17 protein-coding genes are annotated in these 18,054 nt (G+C 62.9%); 9 read left to right on the forward strand and 8 right to left on the reverse strand.

All coding sequences use genetic code 11. From position 1 onward, the window contains the following. Nucleotides 1–2: 2 nt before the first annotated feature. The 3 genes from FV139_RS02635 to FV139_RS02645 form a co-directional block, all read right to left on the reverse strand. Nucleotides 3–1,298, reverse strand: coding sequence for an acyl-CoA dehydrogenase family protein (locus FV139_RS02635; RefSeq protein WP_213003997.1), 1,296 nt, complete (start codon nt 1,296–1,298; stop codon nt 3–5). Next, nucleotides 1,295–2,050, reverse strand: a complete 756-nt coding sequence (locus tag FV139_RS02640) for a hypothetical protein (protein WP_235898500.1) — start codon at nt 2,048–2,050, stop codon at nt 1,295–1,297. The genes FV139_RS02635 and FV139_RS02640 overlap by 4 nt, the downstream gene beginning before the upstream one ends. Before the next feature lie 97 nt (nt 2,051–2,147). Then, nucleotides 2,148–3,836 (reverse strand): carbon-nitrogen hydrolase family protein, encoded by a 1,689-nt coding sequence (locus FV139_RS02645; RefSeq protein WP_148066681.1) that lies wholly within the window; start codon nt 3,834–3,836, stop codon nt 2,148–2,150. 159 nt (nt 3,837–3,995) lie between these two features. Between FV139_RS02645 and FV139_RS02650 the strand changes: the two genes are divergently transcribed. Together FV139_RS02650 and FV139_RS02655 are read left to right on the forward strand one after the other, a co-directional pair. Continuing rightward, a complete protein-coding gene (locus FV139_RS02650) occupies nt 3,996–4,658 on the forward strand; it encodes a hypothetical protein (protein ID WP_148066682.1) in 663 nt (220 codons plus the stop codon). 58 nt (nt 4,659–4,716) lie between these two features. Continuing rightward, nucleotides 4,717–6,033, forward strand: coding sequence for an MFS transporter (locus FV139_RS02655; protein ID WP_235898501.1), 1,317 nt, complete (start codon nt 4,717–4,719; stop codon nt 6,031–6,033). 1 nt (nt 6,034) lies between these two features. On the opposite strand, the gene FV139_RS02660 is transcribed toward FV139_RS02655, so the two are convergent. After that, entirely contained in the window at nt 6,035–6,835 is an 801-nt protein-coding gene (locus FV139_RS02660; RefSeq protein WP_148066683.1) for an SDR family NAD(P)-dependent oxidoreductase, read from the reverse strand. Between the two features lie 88 nt (nt 6,836–6,923). On the opposite strand from FV139_RS02660, the gene FV139_RS02665 reads away from it, so the two are divergent. The 5 genes from FV139_RS02665 (at nt 6,924) to FV139_RS02685 (ending at nt 11,313) form a co-directional block, all read left to right on the forward strand. Then, nucleotides 6,924–7,550, forward strand: coding sequence for a hypothetical protein (locus tag FV139_RS02665; RefSeq protein WP_187276366.1), 627 nt, complete (start codon nt 6,924–6,926; stop codon nt 7,548–7,550). Between the two features lie 106 nt (nt 7,551–7,656). Then, entirely contained in the window at nt 7,657–8,469 is an 813-nt protein-coding gene (locus FV139_RS02670) for a red chlorophyll catabolite reductase (RefSeq protein ID WP_148066684.1), read from the forward strand. After that, on the forward strand, nt 8,469–9,464 hold the full coding sequence (locus FV139_RS02675) for an alpha/beta hydrolase family protein (protein ID WP_148066685.1): 996 nt from the start codon (nt 8,469–8,471) through the stop codon (nt 9,462–9,464). Before FV139_RS02670 ends, FV139_RS02675 begins: the two co-directional genes overlap by 1 nt. An 85-nt stretch (nt 9,465–9,549) precedes the next feature. Continuing rightward, nucleotides 9,550–10,521 carry a hypothetical protein gene (locus tag FV139_RS02680; protein ID WP_148066686.1) on the forward strand — a complete coding sequence of 324 codons (972 nt, stop codon included), beginning with the start codon at nt 9,550–9,552 and terminating at the stop codon, nt 10,519–10,521. Nucleotides 10,522–10,623: 102 nt separating this feature from the next. After that, complete coding sequence (locus tag FV139_RS02685; protein ID WP_148066687.1) at nt 10,624–11,313, forward strand: Crp/Fnr family transcriptional regulator; 690 nt, start codon at nt 10,624–10,626, stop codon at nt 11,311–11,313. 60 nt (nt 11,314–11,373) lie between these two features. On the opposite strand, the gene FV139_RS02690 is transcribed toward FV139_RS02685, so the two are convergent. Then, nucleotides 11,374–12,540 (reverse strand): aromatic ring-hydroxylating dioxygenase subunit alpha, encoded by a 1,167-nt coding sequence (locus FV139_RS02690; RefSeq protein WP_148066688.1) that lies wholly within the window; start codon nt 12,538–12,540, stop codon nt 11,374–11,376. Nucleotides 12,541–12,687: 147 nt separating this feature from the next. Here FV139_RS02690 and FV139_RS02695 point away from each other — a divergent pair, with 147 nt between their 5' ends. After that, nucleotides 12,688–14,034 (forward strand): MFS transporter, encoded by a 1,347-nt coding sequence (locus FV139_RS02695; protein ID WP_148066689.1) that lies wholly within the window; start codon nt 12,688–12,690, stop codon nt 14,032–14,034. Beyond that, complete coding sequence (locus tag FV139_RS02700; protein WP_187276367.1) at nt 14,031–15,023, forward strand: hypothetical protein; 993 nt, start codon at nt 14,031–14,033, stop codon at nt 15,021–15,023. The genes FV139_RS02695 and FV139_RS02700 overlap by 4 nt, the downstream gene beginning before the upstream one ends. A 30-nt stretch (nt 15,024–15,053) precedes the next feature. Here the strand turns inward: FV139_RS02700 and FV139_RS02705 are convergent, their stop codons facing one another. From FV139_RS02705 to FV139_RS02715, 3 genes are all read right to left on the reverse strand, one after another. Further along, nucleotides 15,054–15,869 carry a hypothetical protein gene (locus tag FV139_RS02705; RefSeq protein ID WP_187276368.1) on the reverse strand — a complete coding sequence of 272 codons (816 nt, stop codon included), beginning with the start codon at nt 15,867–15,869 and terminating at the stop codon, nt 15,054–15,056. A gap of 90 nt (nt 15,870–15,959) precedes the next feature. Beyond that, the gene (locus tag FV139_RS02710; protein ID WP_148066691.1) at nt 15,960–16,832 is read right to left on the reverse strand and encodes an NAD-dependent epimerase/dehydratase family protein; all 873 of its coding nucleotides are present in this window, start codon (nt 16,830–16,832) and stop codon (nt 15,960–15,962) included. A gap of 124 nt (nt 16,833–16,956) precedes the next feature. Continuing rightward, nucleotides 16,957–18,021, reverse strand: coding sequence for a PLP-dependent cysteine synthase family protein (locus tag FV139_RS02715; protein ID WP_148066692.1), 1,065 nt, complete (start codon nt 18,019–18,021; stop codon nt 16,957–16,959). Nucleotides 18,022–18,054 lie beyond the last annotated feature (33 nt).

An 18,054-nucleotide genomic window follows, 5' to 3' on the forward strand; every position in this document is an offset into this window, starting at 1 on the left:
GATCAACCCGACCTGGCGCCAAAGGAAGCCTGCTCCCGCCCCTCGATTTCCATCTGCGCGGCCATCAACCGGCCGCGTTCCGCGGGGAACGCCTGCACCAGCCCCATGGCCAGGTCGCGCAGCGCCCTCGCCGGCACACCGGCGTTGGTCGTCCCGCCAGTACCACAGGCCTTGAGGGACGCCGTACCTACCCGGAATGCAGCTTCCGCAACAGCTCCCTTGCACAGGCGCCAGCGTTGCACGACTTCCTGCTTGGACAGGGGGGGCGGTTCCTGACTTTCTATCTCGATCTGCCGACGCAGCCACAACATCGCCGTCTCCAGGTCCGTCAGCATGTCTCCGATCAGCACCTGCTGGTAGGGTGCGGTACCCACCGACTTGTCGGTGTCGGCGAAGCGCTTGCTGCGCAGGTGGTCAATGGTGTACTGGTACAGGGACCAGGCAGCGCCGAGGTAGCAGCTGACGCCCGCCACCTGGTTGCCGACAAAAGAGCCACGACTGACCTGCATACAGCGGGTAAAAACGCCGGGCAGTGCCATGGCTTCGGTTTCAGCCACGAAGACATTCTCCAGCACAATGCCATGCGTTGCGGTACCGCGCATGCCTATGGCATCCCACTGGCTGCGCTCGCTGACCCCGGGGGCATCGCGTTCGACGAAGAACGTGCACAGCCCCTCGGCCGTGTCGTAACCCTCCAGGCTCGCGGTAACCAGGTAGCGGTCCGCTACCCCCGTGGCGCAGCCAAAGGACTTCACGCCATTGAGCCGGTAGCCGCCCTCGACCCTGCTGGCCCGGGTGCTGATGGTCACTGCCGCTTTTTCCGACTTGACCGACTCGCTGGCAAAATTCGCCAACCACTGGCCGCGCCCCATGGTGGTCAATACCTGCCCGGCAAACGCACGGACAGCCGGTTGCTCCTCTTCGCTGATCAGGCCAGCGTCAATTGCCTCCAGTGCCAGTAATCCCCGCGATGCCGAACTGCAGTGGAAAAAGTAGGTCAGCGCCGTGGATGGACAGGCAGTCGCCAGGGCGAAGGTCGCAGCGCAGAGATCGCGCAACCCTCCGCCAAGGCCACCGTACTGTTCCGGCACGATCAACCCCAACAAACCCGCTTCGGACAGAGTCTGCACGTGAGGTCGGTGAAACGCGCCCTGCGCATCCACCATGGCCGCCTGGGCCCGCAGTGCAGGCAGCACCGACTCCACCCGTTGGGCGCGAGACTTTTCGGCGGAGGTCATATGCTCAACCAGATACTCGCCCGTCAAGCACGCCGCTTCGATATTCGCCTGCGTTGTCATTCGTCTTCTCCCAGTAGCAGCGCGCGCTGGGCGGCAACCGCGTCGGCGCCAATCAATCCTTCGATACGCTGCCAGACCGGGTCAACCTCCGGGCTGAACAGCATTGCCTTGTTGGCCAGGTTACGCTGCTGCAGCGCCGCGCCGCTTATACCACCGAAGGCGTTGTCGGAAATGCCCGACTCGACTACCGAGAACCAGTGCTGCAAGTAGGCTTGTACGGTTTCCTCGATACCCCGAAAAGCCGATTCATCCGCGCGATGGGCGAGCATCCATGGCGACATGATGGCCAGTTGTCGCGGCGAGAGGTGAGCGCGAGCGAGACCCGGCATGTCCCGGGCCTCCTCGAAGACACCCGTCAGCGGCAGGAACACCTCGTCCATGTAGACCAGGTTGGAGCCCAGATCCATGCGCGGAATCAAATCCAGGTGGAATGCAAAGTGCTCACCCGCCTTGACCGAGTCCAGGGTGAAATGGGGTACCGCGGACACACCCGGTGTGAAGGCGAACAGCATATGGGAATCCAGATGCATTGGCGCTGCGGTGAGGGAGCAGGAAACCAGCCGGAACAGCGGCCCACCAGTGAACACCCGGCTGCAACCCACGCGGCCCTGCACCATGGGCAACTGGCTTTCAAAACTCAGCCAGGGACCTCCCTCGGGATTCAGCTGCTCCTGCAGGTCGAACCGGGAAATGATGGCATCCAGCGTGTGGTTAAAAAGGGTTCCCGGCAGGGACTGCTCCAGGTCCGTCATAGCGCGCTCCAATCAAACAGGCAGTGCAAGTATCATCGGGGGTCAGTGTGCAGGCCCCGCGGCTGAATCATCTTGATAAAAGGCAAAATGCCGCGACCTACAGCCGGCTTATGACCGCACTGGCCCGCCAGGGGCGATCTGCCAGCAGGTCGGTATTGGCGGACACAACCTTGTTGGACGCATTGGCAGGCCGCAGTGTCAACCGATAGATACCGGGCCCGGGCGGCAGACGCGTCAACTCGGGCTGGCTCAACAGGCCGTCAAACTCCCGCTCCCGCCATTCGGTCAGTACGGTGAAATCCGTTTGCAGGTTACAGGCGAGACTGCCACCGAGTGAGGCATCAGCCACGCAGGCCAGTAGATTGATCCGGTTTTCCGCAGCGCGCTCTACCAGCCCGGTACGCAATTCCCAGGCTTCCAGCGGCGCCAGCGGAACCAGCACCACCTCCACGCCCTGCAGGGCCAGCAGGCGAAAAGTTTCCGGGTAAAGCGTATCGTCGCTGGTGAGCACCGCTACTCTAGCCCCGGGGATTTCGAGACTGCTGAATTGGGCATGGGGAGCCGAGTCAGCGAAACGTTGCGAGGAATGCACCTGGGGCTGCACCAGCGCCAAGCCGACTGCATCCACCAGCACCGCACAGTGCTGCAGTCCGGCCGCGGTGCGCAGCCACACCGCGGTGGCGACGCAGGCGCTGCCGGCATTGGCGCGTATCGCCTCGAGCAGCGGCTCTGCAGCGGCACAGGCCTGCTCCGGAGACATGCCGGCCGGGACCAGGGGCGGCAACAGTACAAGCCGCGCACCTCCAGCTACCGCGGAAGCCACCTCAGCGCCGAGCGTGTTCGCGTCCGGCATCCCGGAGACCTGCAGCAAGGCCACCGGCAGTTCCCGGGCACCGACCATTGGCGGTAGCGGCTGCCCTGCCGTGTCTGCGGTAATGGCGCTGTAGAGCTCCGGCCGACGACTGCGGAAAATATCGGTGCCATCCGGCCGCCGCTTGTCATCGGAACGTGCCGGCTCAATATCGGCAAAGATAATTTCTTCCGTATCCATGGAGGCAATGGCCAGCACCTCGCCGTCGGGCGCGACAATTTGACTCTCGCCAGCTCCACAAAGAAAGCGCGGCGGAATGCCTGTCGCAGCGCTCACGCCTTCAAGTATCGCCTCAGGCACCAGGGGGCCCACCTTGTTGGCGGCGACTACGTACACCTTGTTCTCTGCGGCCCGCACCGGCACATGCAGCGAACCCTCGTCCGAAGCGAACGAATTGAAGCTGTTGAGCATTACCTGGGCGCCGTTCAGGGCCAGGGTGCGCGGGGTTTCACAGATAACTCCGTCCATGCAGGCGTAAAGGCCCAGCTGACCCAGCGGGGTGCTGACGACAGGCCCGGGCTGTTCGGACTTTTCGAGGAAGTCATTCTCGTGACCGATGTAGATCTGCTTGGTGTTGTCCGCCAGCAGCTCTCCCTGCGGTGAGTAAAGCAGGCTGGAGCCGGTGGCGGTGCCGCCGGGGCGCTTCACCGTGCAATTGACGGCCACATAAACGCCGAGCCCTGCGGCCTTGGCAGCGATGGCAGCGAGAAACTCGCCATCGAGGCTGACCGCGACTTCGTAGCAGTGCTCCCTGCTCTCGTACCACGACAGGTGATTACAGAACTCCGGCAGCACGATCAGGTCTGGCCGGCAGCCGGCGGCCTCATCGAGCATCCGCAGACAGGTGGCAAGATTGGCGGCGATATCGTCGCCGACGTGGAACTGGGCTGCGGCGACACGCACGCTCTGCTTCATAAATTGATCCCGACGCTGATAAATATCAAAGCTCCACCTCCCTGAGCCAAGCAGGATGTGCTCATTGGCGCGCAGCGAAGCCGCGACGATGGAACTGACCTATCGTAGCAACAGAAGCCGCCGATTTTTTGATTTTTGCCAAGCCCGGAGCACAGATTCATGAGCACCTACCTCGCGCTCAAATTTGCCCACCTGATCGCCTTTGTGTACTGGCTGGGCGGCGACCTCGGCACCTTCCTGGCCAGCCGCCAGGTGATGCGCACCGACCTCGGGCCCCAGGCGCGCGCCACGGCCCTCGGCATCATGCTCGCCTGCGACATGGGGCCCAAGCTGGCGATGCCGCTGATCCTTCCTATCGGGCTACAGCTGGCGTCGGACGCTGGCATGCTGGCCCTGCCGGGCTGGGCGCTCCCGGCTATCTGGCTGGCGGCTCTGCTGTGGGCGGGCATGGTGCTATTCATCTACCTGCGCGAGGGCCAGGCCCTCGCCCACCGAATCGCCGCCATCGATTTCTGGTTCCGCATTGCCGTGGTTCTCACCCTGCTGGGGCTGACTGCCAGCATCTTTGCCGGCGCCATCGCAGCCGCGGGAATCTGGCTGGGCTGGAAGCTTCTCATCTTTAGCGCAATGGTGTGCTGTGGCCTGGTCATTCGGGTGCAGCTGAAACCATTTGGCCCGGCCTTTGGCGCCATCATGGCCGGCGAAGACCTGGAGCGGGCAAACGCGAGCCTGCAAAACAGTATCACCCGCTGTCGTCCCTGGGTCTGGTGTATCTGGGCGGGACTGTTCATCAACGCAGCCCTGGGCTTACACCTCATCTGAAACAGAACCGGAGCACGCGACACCGCGTATACCGCAAAAACCAATAGAGGACTCACCCATGTCTGACGCCAGCACGGCGCGAACGTTTCTCGGCATTCAGCTGAATCCCGGCACTACCACCGGGCATATGCTGACCTTTTACCTGTCCTGCTATGCGGCCATCATGCTCGCCACGTTTATCCCACAGACACAGCCCTTCCTGCTGAATGAGGTCCTGCAGCTGGAAACCAGCCGCCAGGGCGTCGTCAGCGGCAACCTCAATTTCTGGGGTGAGATTGTCATTATCGCCACCGTTGGACTGTGGGGCTCCCTCTCTGACCGGATAGGCCGGCGCTGGGTCACGGGGCTCGGTTTTGTGCTGATCGCCGCCGGCATTTTTCTGTATGGCCTGACTCGCGACCTCAACGGCCTGCTGTTCGCCCGCATCATCTACTCTGCCGGCATCGCCGCAGTGAGTACCATGCTGATCACCCTGATGGCGGACTACGCCAGTGACAGCAGTCGTGGCAAGGCCACTGGCCTGCTGGGAGTCATGAACGGTCTCGGTGCAATGACTGCCGCCCTTTTCCTGTTGCGACTACCAGCGATGTACCAGGGACAGGGGATGAACGCGGAACAAGCCGCCTGGGCAACCTATACCACCATGACGGTGATCGTCGCGCTCATTGCTGCGGCCATGTTCCTGGGACTCAAGGGCGGCGTGGCGAAGCGGCTGGAAGCGAGCCCGCCCCTGCTGCGCCAGCTGCGGGAAGGGGTGGGCGAAGCCCGCCGCCCGGTTATCGCCCTGGCCTACGCCGCCTCCTTTGTGGCCCGCGGCAACCTCGCAGTGGTGGGTACCTTCTACACCCTGTGGGCCTCGATCTATGGCGCGTCGGTACTGGGCATGACCTCCGCGGAAGCAGTGAGCAAGGGCGGCGGCCTGCTGGCGATCTCCTACGGTGCCTCCCTGCTGAGCGCCCCCCTGTTCGGGATCATGTCGGACCGCCTGCGCCGGGTGAGCGCCCTGGCGATCAGCCTCGCCATCGGCGCAGTGGGCTACGGCAGCACGTGGTTCCTCGACAGCCCCTTCAGCGGCGCTGCTATCGTCTGCCTGGTGCTGATCGGCATGGCGGAGGTGGGTTGTATCATCACCAGTGGCGTCCTGATTGCCGAGCAGGCGCCGGATCGCCTGCGCGGTTCGGTGGTCGGGATTTTCACCCTGGCCGGTGCCGTGGGCATACTCATCGCATCGGTCGTGGGCGGCTACCTGTTCGACCACTGGCTCAACACCGGTCCCTTCGTATTCTTTGGCCTGGTGGCCGCGCTGGTATGCGCCTGGGCGCTGGTCCTGCGACTGCAGCCAGAGGCACAACCAGCACCGGCGGCCACCGCCTGAATCAGATGCCCATGCCGGCAAACAGGTCGCGCTTGTTGAAGCCCGCAGTGAGAAAGCGCCAGAACGCCTTGGGACCGGTGAGCCAGGCTACGGTGTCCCCGCTGCGGGTGGAAGCGAGCACTTTCCTGGCCAGCCACGGTGTCACCGTTTCCACGCTGTCGCCGAGTATGTTGAAGATACGCTTGCTCTTCTCCCACTGCGGGGAGGACGTGTCATAGTCTCCGACCAGCAGATCCGTGACCACGATGCCGGGACTCAGGGTATTCACCTGCACCCCGGTACCGCGCACCTCTTTCTGCAGGGCGCGATTGAGGTAATTCACCGCGCGTTTGCTCGCCCCGTAAGCGCACATACCCGGCTGGGTTTGACCGCCACTGCCAAAACCTTCCATGTTCCAGATCTGGCCATGCCCCTGTTCCACCATGCCAGCCAGCACTACCCGGTTGGCCAGCAGCATGCCGCCCAGATTGATGTCGGCAAGCTGGCGCAAGGCCTCCGGGGCCTGCTCCCACAAAGGCAGCCGGGGCAGGCTGACTCCGGCATTATTGATCCACACATCGACGCCACCGAATGCGTCGACAGCCACCTGCCAGAGCTTCACCAGGTCGGCCTGGGAGGTGATATCACAGGCGGCGCCGACCACCCGGCCGCCGCCAAATTCTTCACCCAGGCTCGCCACCAGCGCGGCTACCGCTTCCTCGCTGCGCCCGGACACCACCACCCGACAGTCCAGCGCAAGGAAACTGCGCGCAAGCCCGAGGCCGATACCGCGGGTACTGCCGGTGATCACGATGATTTTCATAGTTGTCTCCCTGTGAGCGGGGCCAGTGCGCCCCGCATACCTGTGTTGAATCTGTTTATCTTTACCACGGCCTGAAGGTACCGACTCCATGACCCAGCGCGACTCGCTCCCAACCTCTTCCACCGACCGGATCAAACACGTCTACCCGGTGGGTTCAGTCGGCCACACCCTGCAACAGCTGCACGGCGTCTGGCACGATCACATCGAACTGTTCAATCTCGATGGCAGCCGGCTGGATGACGACTCCGCCGCTGGCGCCGGCACTCCAGGTCCGGGCCCCTTCGACAACCTGGTCTACATCGACTTCGATGGCGAGACCCTGCAGCTGACCAACATCCACATCCGCGGACGCGAACCCGGGGTCAAAACCTTCGCCGGCTACATGCGCGACGGGCTGCTGGTATTCGATTCTCTCGGCCCCGGCGCCTACGAAAACATCGGCATGTCCGGCGGCCCGGGGATTCTCACGTTCAGCGCCCGCCATCTGGACGGTGCGACCAACGTTTACATGGAACCGGACTTCATCATGCTGACCGCACCCGGCGAGCGGATACGCCATACCGTGCTCTACCGACACGGCGCTGCGGTTCGCACCCTCACCGCCCGGGGCACGCGGCTGTGGCCGAGTTGCACCCGGCGCCATCCCCTGGATCCCCGGGGCAGTGACGGTCCGGTGCACGAGACACCTTTTCAGTCGTCCATCTGGTCGGGCTAAAGTAGCTGCCGGGCGACGTTCGATGATTGACTAATATCAAGCTGCCGTATCAACCTGGCCTTATCATCAACACAACGCCTGCATCACCCTCCACAAGTGAGACCCCATGAGTGAACGTATCCTGACCTCCATCGCCGACATGGTGGAACAGACTCCCGACGTCGATAATCGCAGTGTCTTTTCCCAGCTGTGGGACATTCTCGGTGAAATGGACCGGCGCATTCGCGACCGCTTTGAACTGCAGCGCGACCCCTGCAGTGACCGCTTTGCCGACTACCGCAAACTGGGCAGTGAGTCGGAGGGCTCGCTGAGCACCTACAGCGGTCCGGAAGTGGACTGGTACGTTCACTCCTACATTGGCTCGCCCGAGTCCACGTTCACCAACATGCACATCACCCTGAGCCTGGGACCGCAGTCGCGCGTGCCCCACTTCGGTTTTGCCTTTGGCACGGTGCCGGACATTTTCGTGTACATGGATTACCTGCCGCGCTGCGACCTCGCGGAAAATCCGCAATACCTGGACCACTACTACACCGAAATGAACCAGGAATACCTGCGCCTGCAGGCAGACGAACGTCTGAACCCGTTCATCAGCCAGGACCTCTACACCCGCGTAGCCCTCACCCCCACCGCCGTGTGCTATACCGCGAAAGTGGATGACGATGTCATCGCCAACCTGCGCACCATTGCGCTGGAACGCCTGGAGCGCTGGTTCGGCTGGGTCGATGCCGCCGAGGCCACCGCGCCCGGGGAGCGTGAAGCGCTGGCCCGGCGCGATGAGCTGATCCGGCGCACCATTTGTGAACGCGACCCGGCCAACGTGCTGGCGGAACGCCTGTTTGGCAAGGACATCGCCGACACCATGGTCACCACCCTGTGGGGAGGCAATCGCACACTGCCGCGCCCCGGGCTCTCCTGATGCGCAACTGGCGGGTCCGCGCGCTTTACCGCGCGGTCGCGGTGCCCGGCCAGCCCGGCCCCTTCGACCGCGCCACCCTGAAGATCTACTATCCCGCGCGCTACGGCGACAGCCTGGAAGAGCGCAATAGCGGTTGCGTGCCGCCGGATCCGGCCTTCGCCCCCTGCCCGGTGGTGATCTTCCTGCCGGGGATCAATCTCGGCCCGGAAGCCTACGCCTGGCTGGCCAGGGCGCTGGCAGCCCAGGGCTTTGTCTGCGTACTGCCGTCCATGGTGGCCGAGGAAATGCCGGGCTATACCAGCCTCACGCCGGGGCTCGATGTTCAGGCACTGCTGCCGGAGCACTACGGCTCCCGCCCCTCCGCCACGACCCTGGCGCCAATTCGCGAAATGCTGAAAGCACTGAACAGCAGCGGCCAGCTGGCGGGCTCGCTTGATCTCCAGCGCCTGGTGTTGGGCGGGCATTCCGCCGGCGGCAGCGTGGCCCTGCTGAACGCTCGCCGCGACTGGCTGCCCGGGCTACAGGCGACCTTCTGCTATGGCGCCCATGCCGGCGCCGCCAGCCAGCTCGGTTATCCGCCCGCGGCCCAGTTTCCCCTGCCGGCAGAGGTTCCCACCCTGATGCTGGGCGGCGATCGCGACGGCTGTATCGCCAACAGCCTGCATCGCTACGGCCTCGAAGACGGCGCCTTTGGCCCCACGGCCATGGTGCAGCGCAGCTTCGAGGACGCCCTGGAACGCCACGGCGACGACAGCTACCTGGGCATCCTCACCGGGGCCAACCACTTTTCCCTGGCCTGGCCGGAAGACAGCACCACGGGCCGTCCCTTTATTGACCTTGCCGCCACGCGCCCCGGAACGCATTTGCGCCGCCAGCTCCTGTGCGCGATCAGCCGCTTCCTGCGCGGCAGCGTGCTGGGCGACAGCCGTGCCGTGGCCGCACTCGAACGCCAGTTGGGTAGCCGCCACAACTGGCAGGTATACGCCAGGCGATAGCACGGCATTTTGACATTTCGCAGTACCCCGGCCGCGGCCCCGGGCGACCATGTCACTGTTCCCTTTATGCAATCAAGGATCCCCCATGGCAGAGGATAAACAGCCCAGTAACTGGCAGCAGGCAATCACCGGTGAGTGGCACGGCTGCCCCTCCCTGTTCGAAGCCGATGGCACTCACGTCGGCTACAACAAGGTCAACCGCTCGAGCGAGTTCAAGGACGGCCGCACCACCTACTGGATGGAGACCCGATTCGACGCCAGCGGACCGCTGATGGACCGCTTCGAAATCGGCGCGCGCATGGAGTTCGGCGTCATCGACTCCGATCTCGACCGCATTTACACAGGCCCGGACTTTTACGGCTCCGGCAAACCCTACGGCCTGCTGGTGGACTCCTCCTATTACTCCCCCGGCTGGAACGTCCAGTTACGCACCGTCAACCATGTCGTGCCGGAGCTGGGACTGCAGGTCTACTCCTCCCAGCTGTTCGACGGCGACACCCTGACGGGTGTGTTCAACGGACTCTACGTGGTGACCCAGGATCACGACAGCAACCCGGAAACCCGCGAGCGGGTCGCCGCCTTCCTGGAAAAGGAGAAGAAGGACGCCAAACGCCCCTTCAACCTGCCGGTGAAGCACGCAGGGGTCTTCCGCGGCGAGTTCGAAGTCTACAACGACCGCCAGGAGCGAGTGGGCACCACTACCGTGACCGTCCACCACCGCCCCATCAACCTGCTGCACTCGGAGCAGACCATCGAAATCAGCGGGGTGATCAATCGCAAGTGGACCGCCCTGCGCAACCGCACCGGCGGCAACCACCAGTTCCACGGCCCCGACCTGCACGGCAACGGCAAATCCTACGGCCGCTACCTGTACTCGGTGCGCCACGTACTGGGCGAGGCCTGCCGGCTGTGGTCCCGCGAAACCGTGGTGGACGAAGATTACACCATGGTCTGCGCCTGGCAGTTCATCGAGTCGCAGCAGGCAAAGTACATGACTTTCGGCGTGCTGCGCTGGGAGCCCGGCGAGAACGTACTGGCGGCACACTACATCGACTGAACAACTCCCGGGGGGGAGCGGGCCAGCTCATTACCCGCTGGCGCTGGCCCTGCTACCCGGAAGCGTTTACCATCGGTTCTGGAAGCTACTGAGAATCGGCTCGTGACCCTCCCCACCGCGATCAAATTTGCCAAAACACCGCTGACCACCCTGTTCACCGGATTGTCCGAATCCGAAGTTACCCGCCTCAACCAGATTTCCTCCCGCCGGCAGATTCCCGTCGGGGGCTTTCTCATGCATCAGCACAGTGAAGCCAACTCGGTGTATATCGTGGAAGAAGGGGTGCTGATGATGGAACGTAACTCGGCCACGGGCCGCCGCCAGGTAGTGGCCTTTTCCCTCAGCGGCAACTTTATAGGGATCGCCCAGAACGAGTTTTACGAATTTTCGGTCTCGGCCCTGACACCGGTGACGGTCAAGGAATTTCCCATGCGCGCCTTTATGGAGCTGCAGGAGCAGATTCCCCAACTCAAGGACAACGTCCGCCGGATCGGCGGCAACATCCTCGCCCACGCTCTCGACCAGGTGTTTGCCCTGGGGCAAAAAAAAGCGCACGAGCGGGTGAGCTTTCTCATCCAGCAGTTACTGAATCGCAAAAGCGGCCCCCGCACGCGCGTCGTGGAACTGGTGATGACGCGCCAGGACATCGCCGACTACCTGGGGCTGACCATCGAAACAGTCAGCCGCGCGTTCACCAAGCTGAAACAGGAAGGCATTATCGCCATCCACTCCGCCCACACCGTCGAAATCCTCGACCCGGACGCGCTGCAGGAACTTGCGCTGTCGGAATAGCAGCGCCCGGGCTGGCCAGCGAGCCCCCTGAAGACACACCTTCACGGCAAAGCGCTGGTGTCAGGCGCTATCGGCCCGGGACTCGGGGACCTCTTCCAGCGGCTTGCGCACCGGCGGCACCATGGGCACGGTGTCGAGCGCCCAGCGCAGACCCGGGGTGGCGCGGCGGGCAGGTGACGGAATGGTGAAGACCTTCTCGCCCGCATAGGGCTCCATCGCCTTGGTATCGATCTTCCAGCCCTTTTCGATGTGCACCTTGCGCACCCTGCGCCAGGCTCCCATGAACTTGTCCTGCTCCACCGACACCTCGTTTTCCAGCGACTCGGGCAGGTAGTTGGGCGACAGTGCCTCAACGATGGCGGCGTCCTCGCCAAATACGCGCTGGGTGCGCTTCACGGAGCCGCTGTCAAAAATGCCCCACTTGAAGAAGTTGCGAACCTGGACCACAAACGAGCGCGTCGTTTTTTCGTCGATCGGGGTGTTGGCGTCGAAAATAATCATCTCCATCCAGGAGTTCACCTGGATGTGCAGGCGCACGCAGTGTCCCGACAGGTAGAAGCCGGGGTGTACATGGGTTTCCGCCTTGTCCTTGCGCATGAACCGCATCAGGCCCAGGTTGCCCTCGAGCTTCGGAGGGTACAGCACGCAGGACGAGGAACCGGAGTTCTCGGTCCGTTCAATGCTGGCGATGTGGTTCTTGTCAGCCATCTCCGGGTAACCGAAACCGGGGTGCACAAAGGCAGTATGGGCAATGTCGATGCCGTTCTCCACGACCCGGTCGGCAGAGCCCTTCCAGTCGAACTGGGTATAGATCGGGCGCCAGTTCTGGCGATCGTCGTATTCAGGGAAAGGCGGGATGGGGTAGCGTTCCTCTTCCGGCAGGTCGCCGAGGAACACCCAGATCATGCCGTAACGCTCCTGGGTGGGGTAGCTGTCGATGCGCGCGCGCTCGGGTATGTCCGCCCCTTCGCCGCGGGAGGGGATAAAGGCAACCTTGCCCTCCGTGTTGAACTCCCAACCGTGATAGGGGCAGGCCACGCAGTCGCGCTTGGTGGTCCAGCCGCCCGCCAGGGAGCCGCCGCGGTGAATACAGACATCGCTCAGGCAGTGAACTTTTCCCGCCTTGTCGCGGAACAGCACAAAGTTCTGCCCCAGCAGCTTTGCCTTTACCGGCTTGTCCTTAACCTTGTTTGACCACTCGGCCACGTACCACAGGTTTGTCAACATCCTTCTTGCACTCCACCACTTTCTGGAAGTTACCGCTTATACGCAATCCATTACAGCATGGACCAGACAGCGAAGATTTGATTTTGCGCAAACTCCGGGGAAAGCACTGCAATACCATCACTACAACACCATCACTTGCAGGTTAGCATGCAGACACTCCAGAGCCTTCCAGTCCGGGACCGCGCCCCGGATGACAGCCGACGCTTTCTCGGCGTCGACCTCAGCGACGGGATCGGTAAACGGCATTTGCTGGCCTATCTCCTGCTGGCACTGATTTCCTCCAGCTACGCTGGCGCCATGTCACTGCTGCAGTCAGGCCTGCTGCAGGTCATGGGCTTTGCCGCAGAGCGCCAGGCCACCATTACCGGGATGCTGGGCGCACTGCAGGAAATCGTCCTTATCCTGCTGCTGGCCCCGGTGGGTGCGATCGCCGATCGCATCGGCCGCAGACCGGTCTACGTGTTCGGGATGCTGGTGACTGCGATCGGATTCGCCCTGTACCCCTGGGCAGATTCGCTGAGCCAACTGGTCCTGTTCCGAATCGTGGTCTCCGTGGGCGGTGCCGCGGTACTTGGCATGATGGTCACCGTGATCGCCGACTACAGCCGCGACAATACCCGCGGCCGCGCAAACGGGTTGCAGGGATTACTCGCCACTCTCGGCGCCTTTATCCCGCCTGCACTGGCCAGCCTGCCCCACACGCTGGTCGCCGGCGGCGCCTCGGAGCGGGTCGCCCAGCAGATGACTTTCGGCGCCGCAGCCGCCCTCGGGGTACTCGGTGCGCTGATCGCCTGGCGCGGCCTTGCCGAAATTCACGGTGCACATGATGGCAAGGCTCGCAAACCGCTGCCGGAAGCCCTGCGCGAAGGCTTTTCAGCGGCTCGCGACCCGGGAATTGCCCTGTCCTACGGCGCCGCGTTTATTTCCCGGGGCGACCTCGCCATTACCGGTGCCTTCATCAGCTTGTGGCTGGTGCAGTACGGTGTGACTGAACTGGGCATGGCACCCAGTGCTGCCATGTATGAACTGGCTGTTCCGCGGATGCTGGCTACCGTTGTCGGTGCCCTGGTGGGCTCGGTACTGATGGGATATATCAGCGACCGGATCAGCCGTGTTCGTGCGGTGACCCTGGCTTCCGGGCTGGCGGCACTGGTCTACCTGGCAGTACTGTGCGTAGGTAACCCCAGCGAAACATGGGTAATGGGGCTACTGTTTGTGATGGGGATTGCGGAAATCAGCGCATTCGTCAGCAGCCAGGCACTGGTGGGCGAGCGGGCGCCGGCGGCGCAAAGGGGCACGGTTATCGGCTTCTTTGGCGTTACCGGAGCGCTTGGCATTCTGGTGGGGACGGCTGGCGGGGGCTGGCTATTCGCAACCTTCATGCCGGCCGCGCCCTTCGCCCTGTTCGGCGCACTCAATGCGCTGGTGTGCCTGTGGTCTCTGGGTGTAAGCACCCACGCGACACCCGCCCCTGCACGAGCACCCAACACATGACCCGGGTGCACCTGTGGGGCATCCTTGCCAGCCTGATGCTGGTCCTTGCAGTACTGTTACTGGGCCCCTACAGCAGTCCCGATCAGTTCCTGCCCGACCAGGGCACCACCTGGTACTACTGGAAGTTGCCGGAGCAAACCACGGCAGGCCGGATTTCTGCCTGGGTACTCTACCTCGCACACCAGGTCAGCATCTGGTGGCTGATTGCGCGTTTTCGTGCCCAACCCCGAGGTGGCGACGGCGCGATGCAGCCACTCAACTGGCTCGCCATCGCAGTCAACGGCCTGTTCATCCTGCTCCACATCCTCCAGACCCGGCTGTTCTACGATGGCCTCGCCCAGGATACCTCGGTGATGACCAGCCAGGGCTCGGTGGTATTGCTGCTGGTCATGGTGCTGCTGTTCGAGAACCAGCGCCGGGGGCTGTTCTTCGGCCAACGCCTCCACTGGCTGCAACGTCCCGGCGCCTTCCTGCGGCAGTACCACGGCTATTACTTCGCCTGGGCCATCACTTTTACCTTCTGGTTCCACCCGATCGAGGACAACGCCGGCCACCTGCTGGGACTGCTCTACACATTTCTCATTTTGTTCCAGGGGTCGCTGGTACGCACCCGTTACCACAGCAACCGCTACTGGACCGTGCTGCTGGAGTGTTTCGTCGCGGTGCACGGCGGTATAGTGGCCTACCTGACCCAGTCCACCGGCGTCTGGCGCATGTTCTTCTTCGGCTTCATGGCCCTGTTCATCGTGACCCAGATCCACGGACTGGGCCTCAAGCGACGCTGGATTGCGCTGGCGGGCCTCACCTACCTCGGTGCCGTGGGGGCGGCCTACTGGGGCGAGGGGACGAAATTCCTTGCGGTCATCCGGATTCCCCTGGTGGAGTACGGCCTGGTGCTGGCCATGGGGGCCCTGATCTGGGCCGGATTCTGGTTGCGGCGAACCACGACAACGCTGAAAGGCTCCGCTCCCCCGCCGCGGCGGGGGTAACGGTAACATCGGTCGCGGCAGATCAGCAGCTTACCCGCCGACCGCGGCCATCTGCTGCGCACCCATTCGCAGTTGAATCATGCGATCCACTTCATCGGCACCAAATACCTGCTCGGCAAGCTTGTTCATCGGGTCCAGTTCGTAGCCGAGCCGGCGCACGGTGTGATCGTACTGCTGCAGCGAGGCGCGCTCGTGTTCCGGCACCGGCGAGGCATTGTCGAGCCACCCCAGCCAGCGTTCCAGGTAGCGATAGGCGTAGTCCTCCAGGATGTCGATATTGCCGTCGGTCAGTTCCGCCGACAGACTCTGGGCCGAAGGTGACAGCAGCGCCCGCATGTAGGTGCCATGGCTCACTGACCACTGGAAATTCGGGTGCCCGCGCAGGGAGAGAAAGTCCTCATTCGCGGCACCACCGTAATAGCGCTCGAGGTAGTCGCGGTCGGTGCGAATGTCGCGTCGGGGGACCAGGTCAAAGTAGAAAAACAGACGCGGGATGGTACCGAACACCATGATGAAATGCGGTACATCGGTCTGCTGATCGAGGAAGGCGGTCGCGTTCATGTCGAGGATGCTGGCCTTGCGGTTGCCCAGCCAGGAACTCACCAGCCATTCCACGCCGGGACCGCTCCAGGCCTGGTAGGAACCTTCGAACTCGCCGGTGGGCGAGGTGTAGTACTCCCGTCCCGCACAGGACGGGTGCAGGGACAGGCCGGGAAAACGCCCAGCGATACGGGCCTTGATATCGGTGAGAATGCCCCAGCTTCGCTCCCAGGCGCGGGAGACATCCACGTCGGGATTCTCTGCCAGGAACTGGTCGATGGTCTTGGTATCCGGATTTGCTTGCACAGAGAACTCCTGATCGGACCGGCTGTTAAAGCCCGAAGACATTGAATGACCGGGGCGCCGGCCGGATGCTGCCGCTGACCACCACCGCGCTCACAGCGCAGCTCCCACACCGGCCAGCAATGCGGCATTCGGGTCCGGCTGCAGGGTACGGTAGCCGGTCGCGTAGATCCGGTCAGCGCTGATGCGGCGTTTGGGCGCCTTGATCTGGCCAAGGAACTCGAGGCGCGGCCAGTTTTCCCGGTCGCAGATCGCGTCGAATACCTGCTGGTTGCTGGCCGGCAGGTGCTCGTTGTCACACACGTTGTAGACGCCGGTCAGGTTGTGCTCGAGCGCGTGCATCACCGCGCGCACCACGTCGTCGAAATGAATGGTGTACAGCGGCGCGTCGGCACTGAACACCGCCTTGCCGCCAAACAGTTCTCGCGCCATCTTCACGCGGTCGGTAAAACTCATGTCCCCGGGAGCACCATGGATATCCGGCAGCCGCAGCACACAACCTTCGGCTACCGAGAGGGTGTGCGCCTCAGCGGCCTGGTAGTATTTGGACGAGGGTTCCTGGTGATTGGCTGTGGGGGTTTGCTCACTGATCGAATCACCACCCTCTCCGCCGTCTCCGTAAACGGAGAATGACGACAGGAATATCACCCGGCTCGCGGCCTGGCTGGCGCTGAACAGTGAGCGTTCCAGCACCGTGCGGTACTCTGTTTCCCGCTCCTCGGGGGTCCGCGCCTTTGCGACCCGCGGCGCCACGGTGGCGACGATGGCATCGCAACCCGCCGCCGTGGCCGCAACGGCGGCGCTATCCTCGCCACGCAGCACCACCACCTCATCGGCGAGTGTCGACAGGTGCTCCACCTTGTCTGGCGTGGTGGTCGTACCCACCACGGAGTATCCCTGCTGCCGGGCAGCCTGCGCGACTGCACTGCCCACGTGCCCCATTCCCAGAATCAATAATCGCTTCATGGCCGTCGTTTCCACTCCGTCGTCCGGCTATCGCGGACGTCACGGAAGCCATGCTAACCGTCTGGTGTGCGCCATGTTTGATGTTAGTCAATCTCGTGCAGCAGTTATCCGCACGGCGCCAGCCTTAAAGTGACGGCATCAGACCAGAGCCGTAAAAGGTTGCCAGCTGCTGCTGGTAAGGGGCGATATCGAATCCGTTGTCTTCCAGCCAGCGCGGGTTGTAGTAGGTATTCAGGTAGCGTTCACCCGAGTCGCAGATCATCGACACGACGCTGGCCTTGTGCCCGGCGGCGTTGAGTTCGGCCACCAGTTGGAAAGCGGCATAAACATTGGTGCCAGTAGAACCGCCGCAACGACGATTGAGAATTTTCTCGAGAAAATGGATGGTCGCGTAGGACGCGGCGTCCGGCACCTTCACCATTCTGTCGATCACCGAGGCCACAAACGACGGCTCCACCCGCGGCCGGCCAATACCCTCCACGCGCGAACCACACTCTGATGTCAGTGCCGCATCACCAGTGTGGTAGTAATCGTAAAACACGGAATTTTCCGGGTCCGCCACACAGAGCCGGGTGGGATGACACTTGTAGCGAATAAAGCGGCCGATGGTCGCCGAGGTGCCACCGGTGCCCGCCCCCACCACAATCCAATCGGGGATGGGCGAGGGCTCGAAGGCCATCTGGGAATAGATGGATTCAGCGATATTGTTGTTGCCCCGCCAATCGGTCGCCCGCTCGGCGTAGGTGAATTGATCCATGTAATGCCCGTTCATCTCCCGCGCCAGGCGGGCGGACTCGGCATAGATGTCCTTCGCCTCCACCAGGTGACACCGGCCATTGTAGAAAGTGATCTTGTTGATCTTTTCCTGCGACGTCGCCCTGGGAATGACGGCAATAAAGGGCAAACCGAGCAACTGGGCAAAATAGGCCTCGGAAATGGCGGTGCTGCCGGAGGAGGCCTCGATGATGGGCGTGCCTTCCTGAATCAGACCGTTACACAGGCCATAGAGGAACAGGGAACGCGCCAGACGGTGTTTGAGGCTGCCGGTCGGATGCGTCGATTCGTCCTTGAGGTAGAGGTCGACATGCTCCACCGCCGGTAATTCCACCTTCAGCAGGTGGGTATCCGACGAGCGCTGGAAGTCGGCTTCGATAATGGAAATGGCTTTACTGATCCACTGCTGGCTCATGCTCTGCTCTTCAGGCCTCTCTTGTCATACCCC

Origin of the sequence: Parahaliea maris, from assembly GCF_008064665.1 — a bacterium.
GTDB lineage: Bacteria > Pseudomonadota > Gammaproteobacteria > Pseudomonadales > Halieaceae > Parahaliea > Parahaliea maris.

Excerpts from the sequence above, each read along its gene's own strand:
- FV139_RS02635 (WP_213003997.1), bottom strand. The coding sequence starts at position 1,298 with ATGACAACGCAGGCGAATATCGAAGCGGCGTGCTTGACGGGCGAGTAT.
- FV139_RS02640 (WP_235898500.1), bottom strand. The coding sequence starts at position 2,050 with ATGACGGACCTGGAGCAGTCCCTGCCGGGAACCCTTTTTAACCACACG.
- FV139_RS02645 (WP_148066681.1), bottom strand. The coding sequence starts at position 3,836 with ATGAAGCAGAGCGTGCGTGTCGCCGCAGCCCAGTTCCACGTCGGCGAC.
- FV139_RS02650 (WP_148066682.1), top strand. The coding sequence starts at position 3,996 with ATGAGCACCTACCTCGCGCTCAAATTTGCCCACCTGATCGCCTTTGTG.
- FV139_RS02655 (WP_235898501.1), top strand. The coding sequence starts at position 4,717 with ATGTCTGACGCCAGCACGGCGCGAACGTTTCTCGGCATTCAGCTGAAT.
- FV139_RS02660 (WP_148066683.1), bottom strand. The coding sequence starts at position 6,835 with ATGAAAATCATCGTGATCACCGGCAGTACCCGCGGTATCGGCCTCGGG.
- FV139_RS02665 (WP_187276366.1), top strand. The coding sequence starts at position 6,924 with ATGACCCAGCGCGACTCGCTCCCAACCTCTTCCACCGACCGGATCAAA.
- FV139_RS02670 (WP_148066684.1), top strand. The coding sequence starts at position 7,657 with ATGAGTGAACGTATCCTGACCTCCATCGCCGACATGGTGGAACAGACT.
- FV139_RS02675 (WP_148066685.1), top strand. The coding sequence starts at position 8,469 with ATGCGCAACTGGCGGGTCCGCGCGCTTTACCGCGCGGTCGCGGTGCCC.
- FV139_RS02680 (WP_148066686.1), top strand. The coding sequence starts at position 9,550 with ATGGCAGAGGATAAACAGCCCAGTAACTGGCAGCAGGCAATCACCGGT.
- FV139_RS02690 (WP_148066688.1), bottom strand. The coding sequence starts at position 12,540 with ATGTTGACAAACCTGTGGTACGTGGCCGAGTGGTCAAACAAGGTTAAG.
- FV139_RS02695 (WP_148066689.1), top strand. The coding sequence starts at position 12,688 with ATGCAGACACTCCAGAGCCTTCCAGTCCGGGACCGCGCCCCGGATGAC.
- FV139_RS02700 (WP_187276367.1), top strand. The coding sequence starts at position 14,031 with ATGACCCGGGTGCACCTGTGGGGCATCCTTGCCAGCCTGATGCTGGTC.
- FV139_RS02710 (WP_148066691.1), bottom strand. The coding sequence starts at position 16,832 with ATGAAGCGATTATTGATTCTGGGAATGGGGCACGTGGGCAGTGCAGTC.
- FV139_RS02715 (WP_148066692.1), bottom strand. The coding sequence starts at position 18,021 with ATGAGCCAGCAGTGGATCAGTAAAGCCATTTCCATTATCGAAGCCGAC.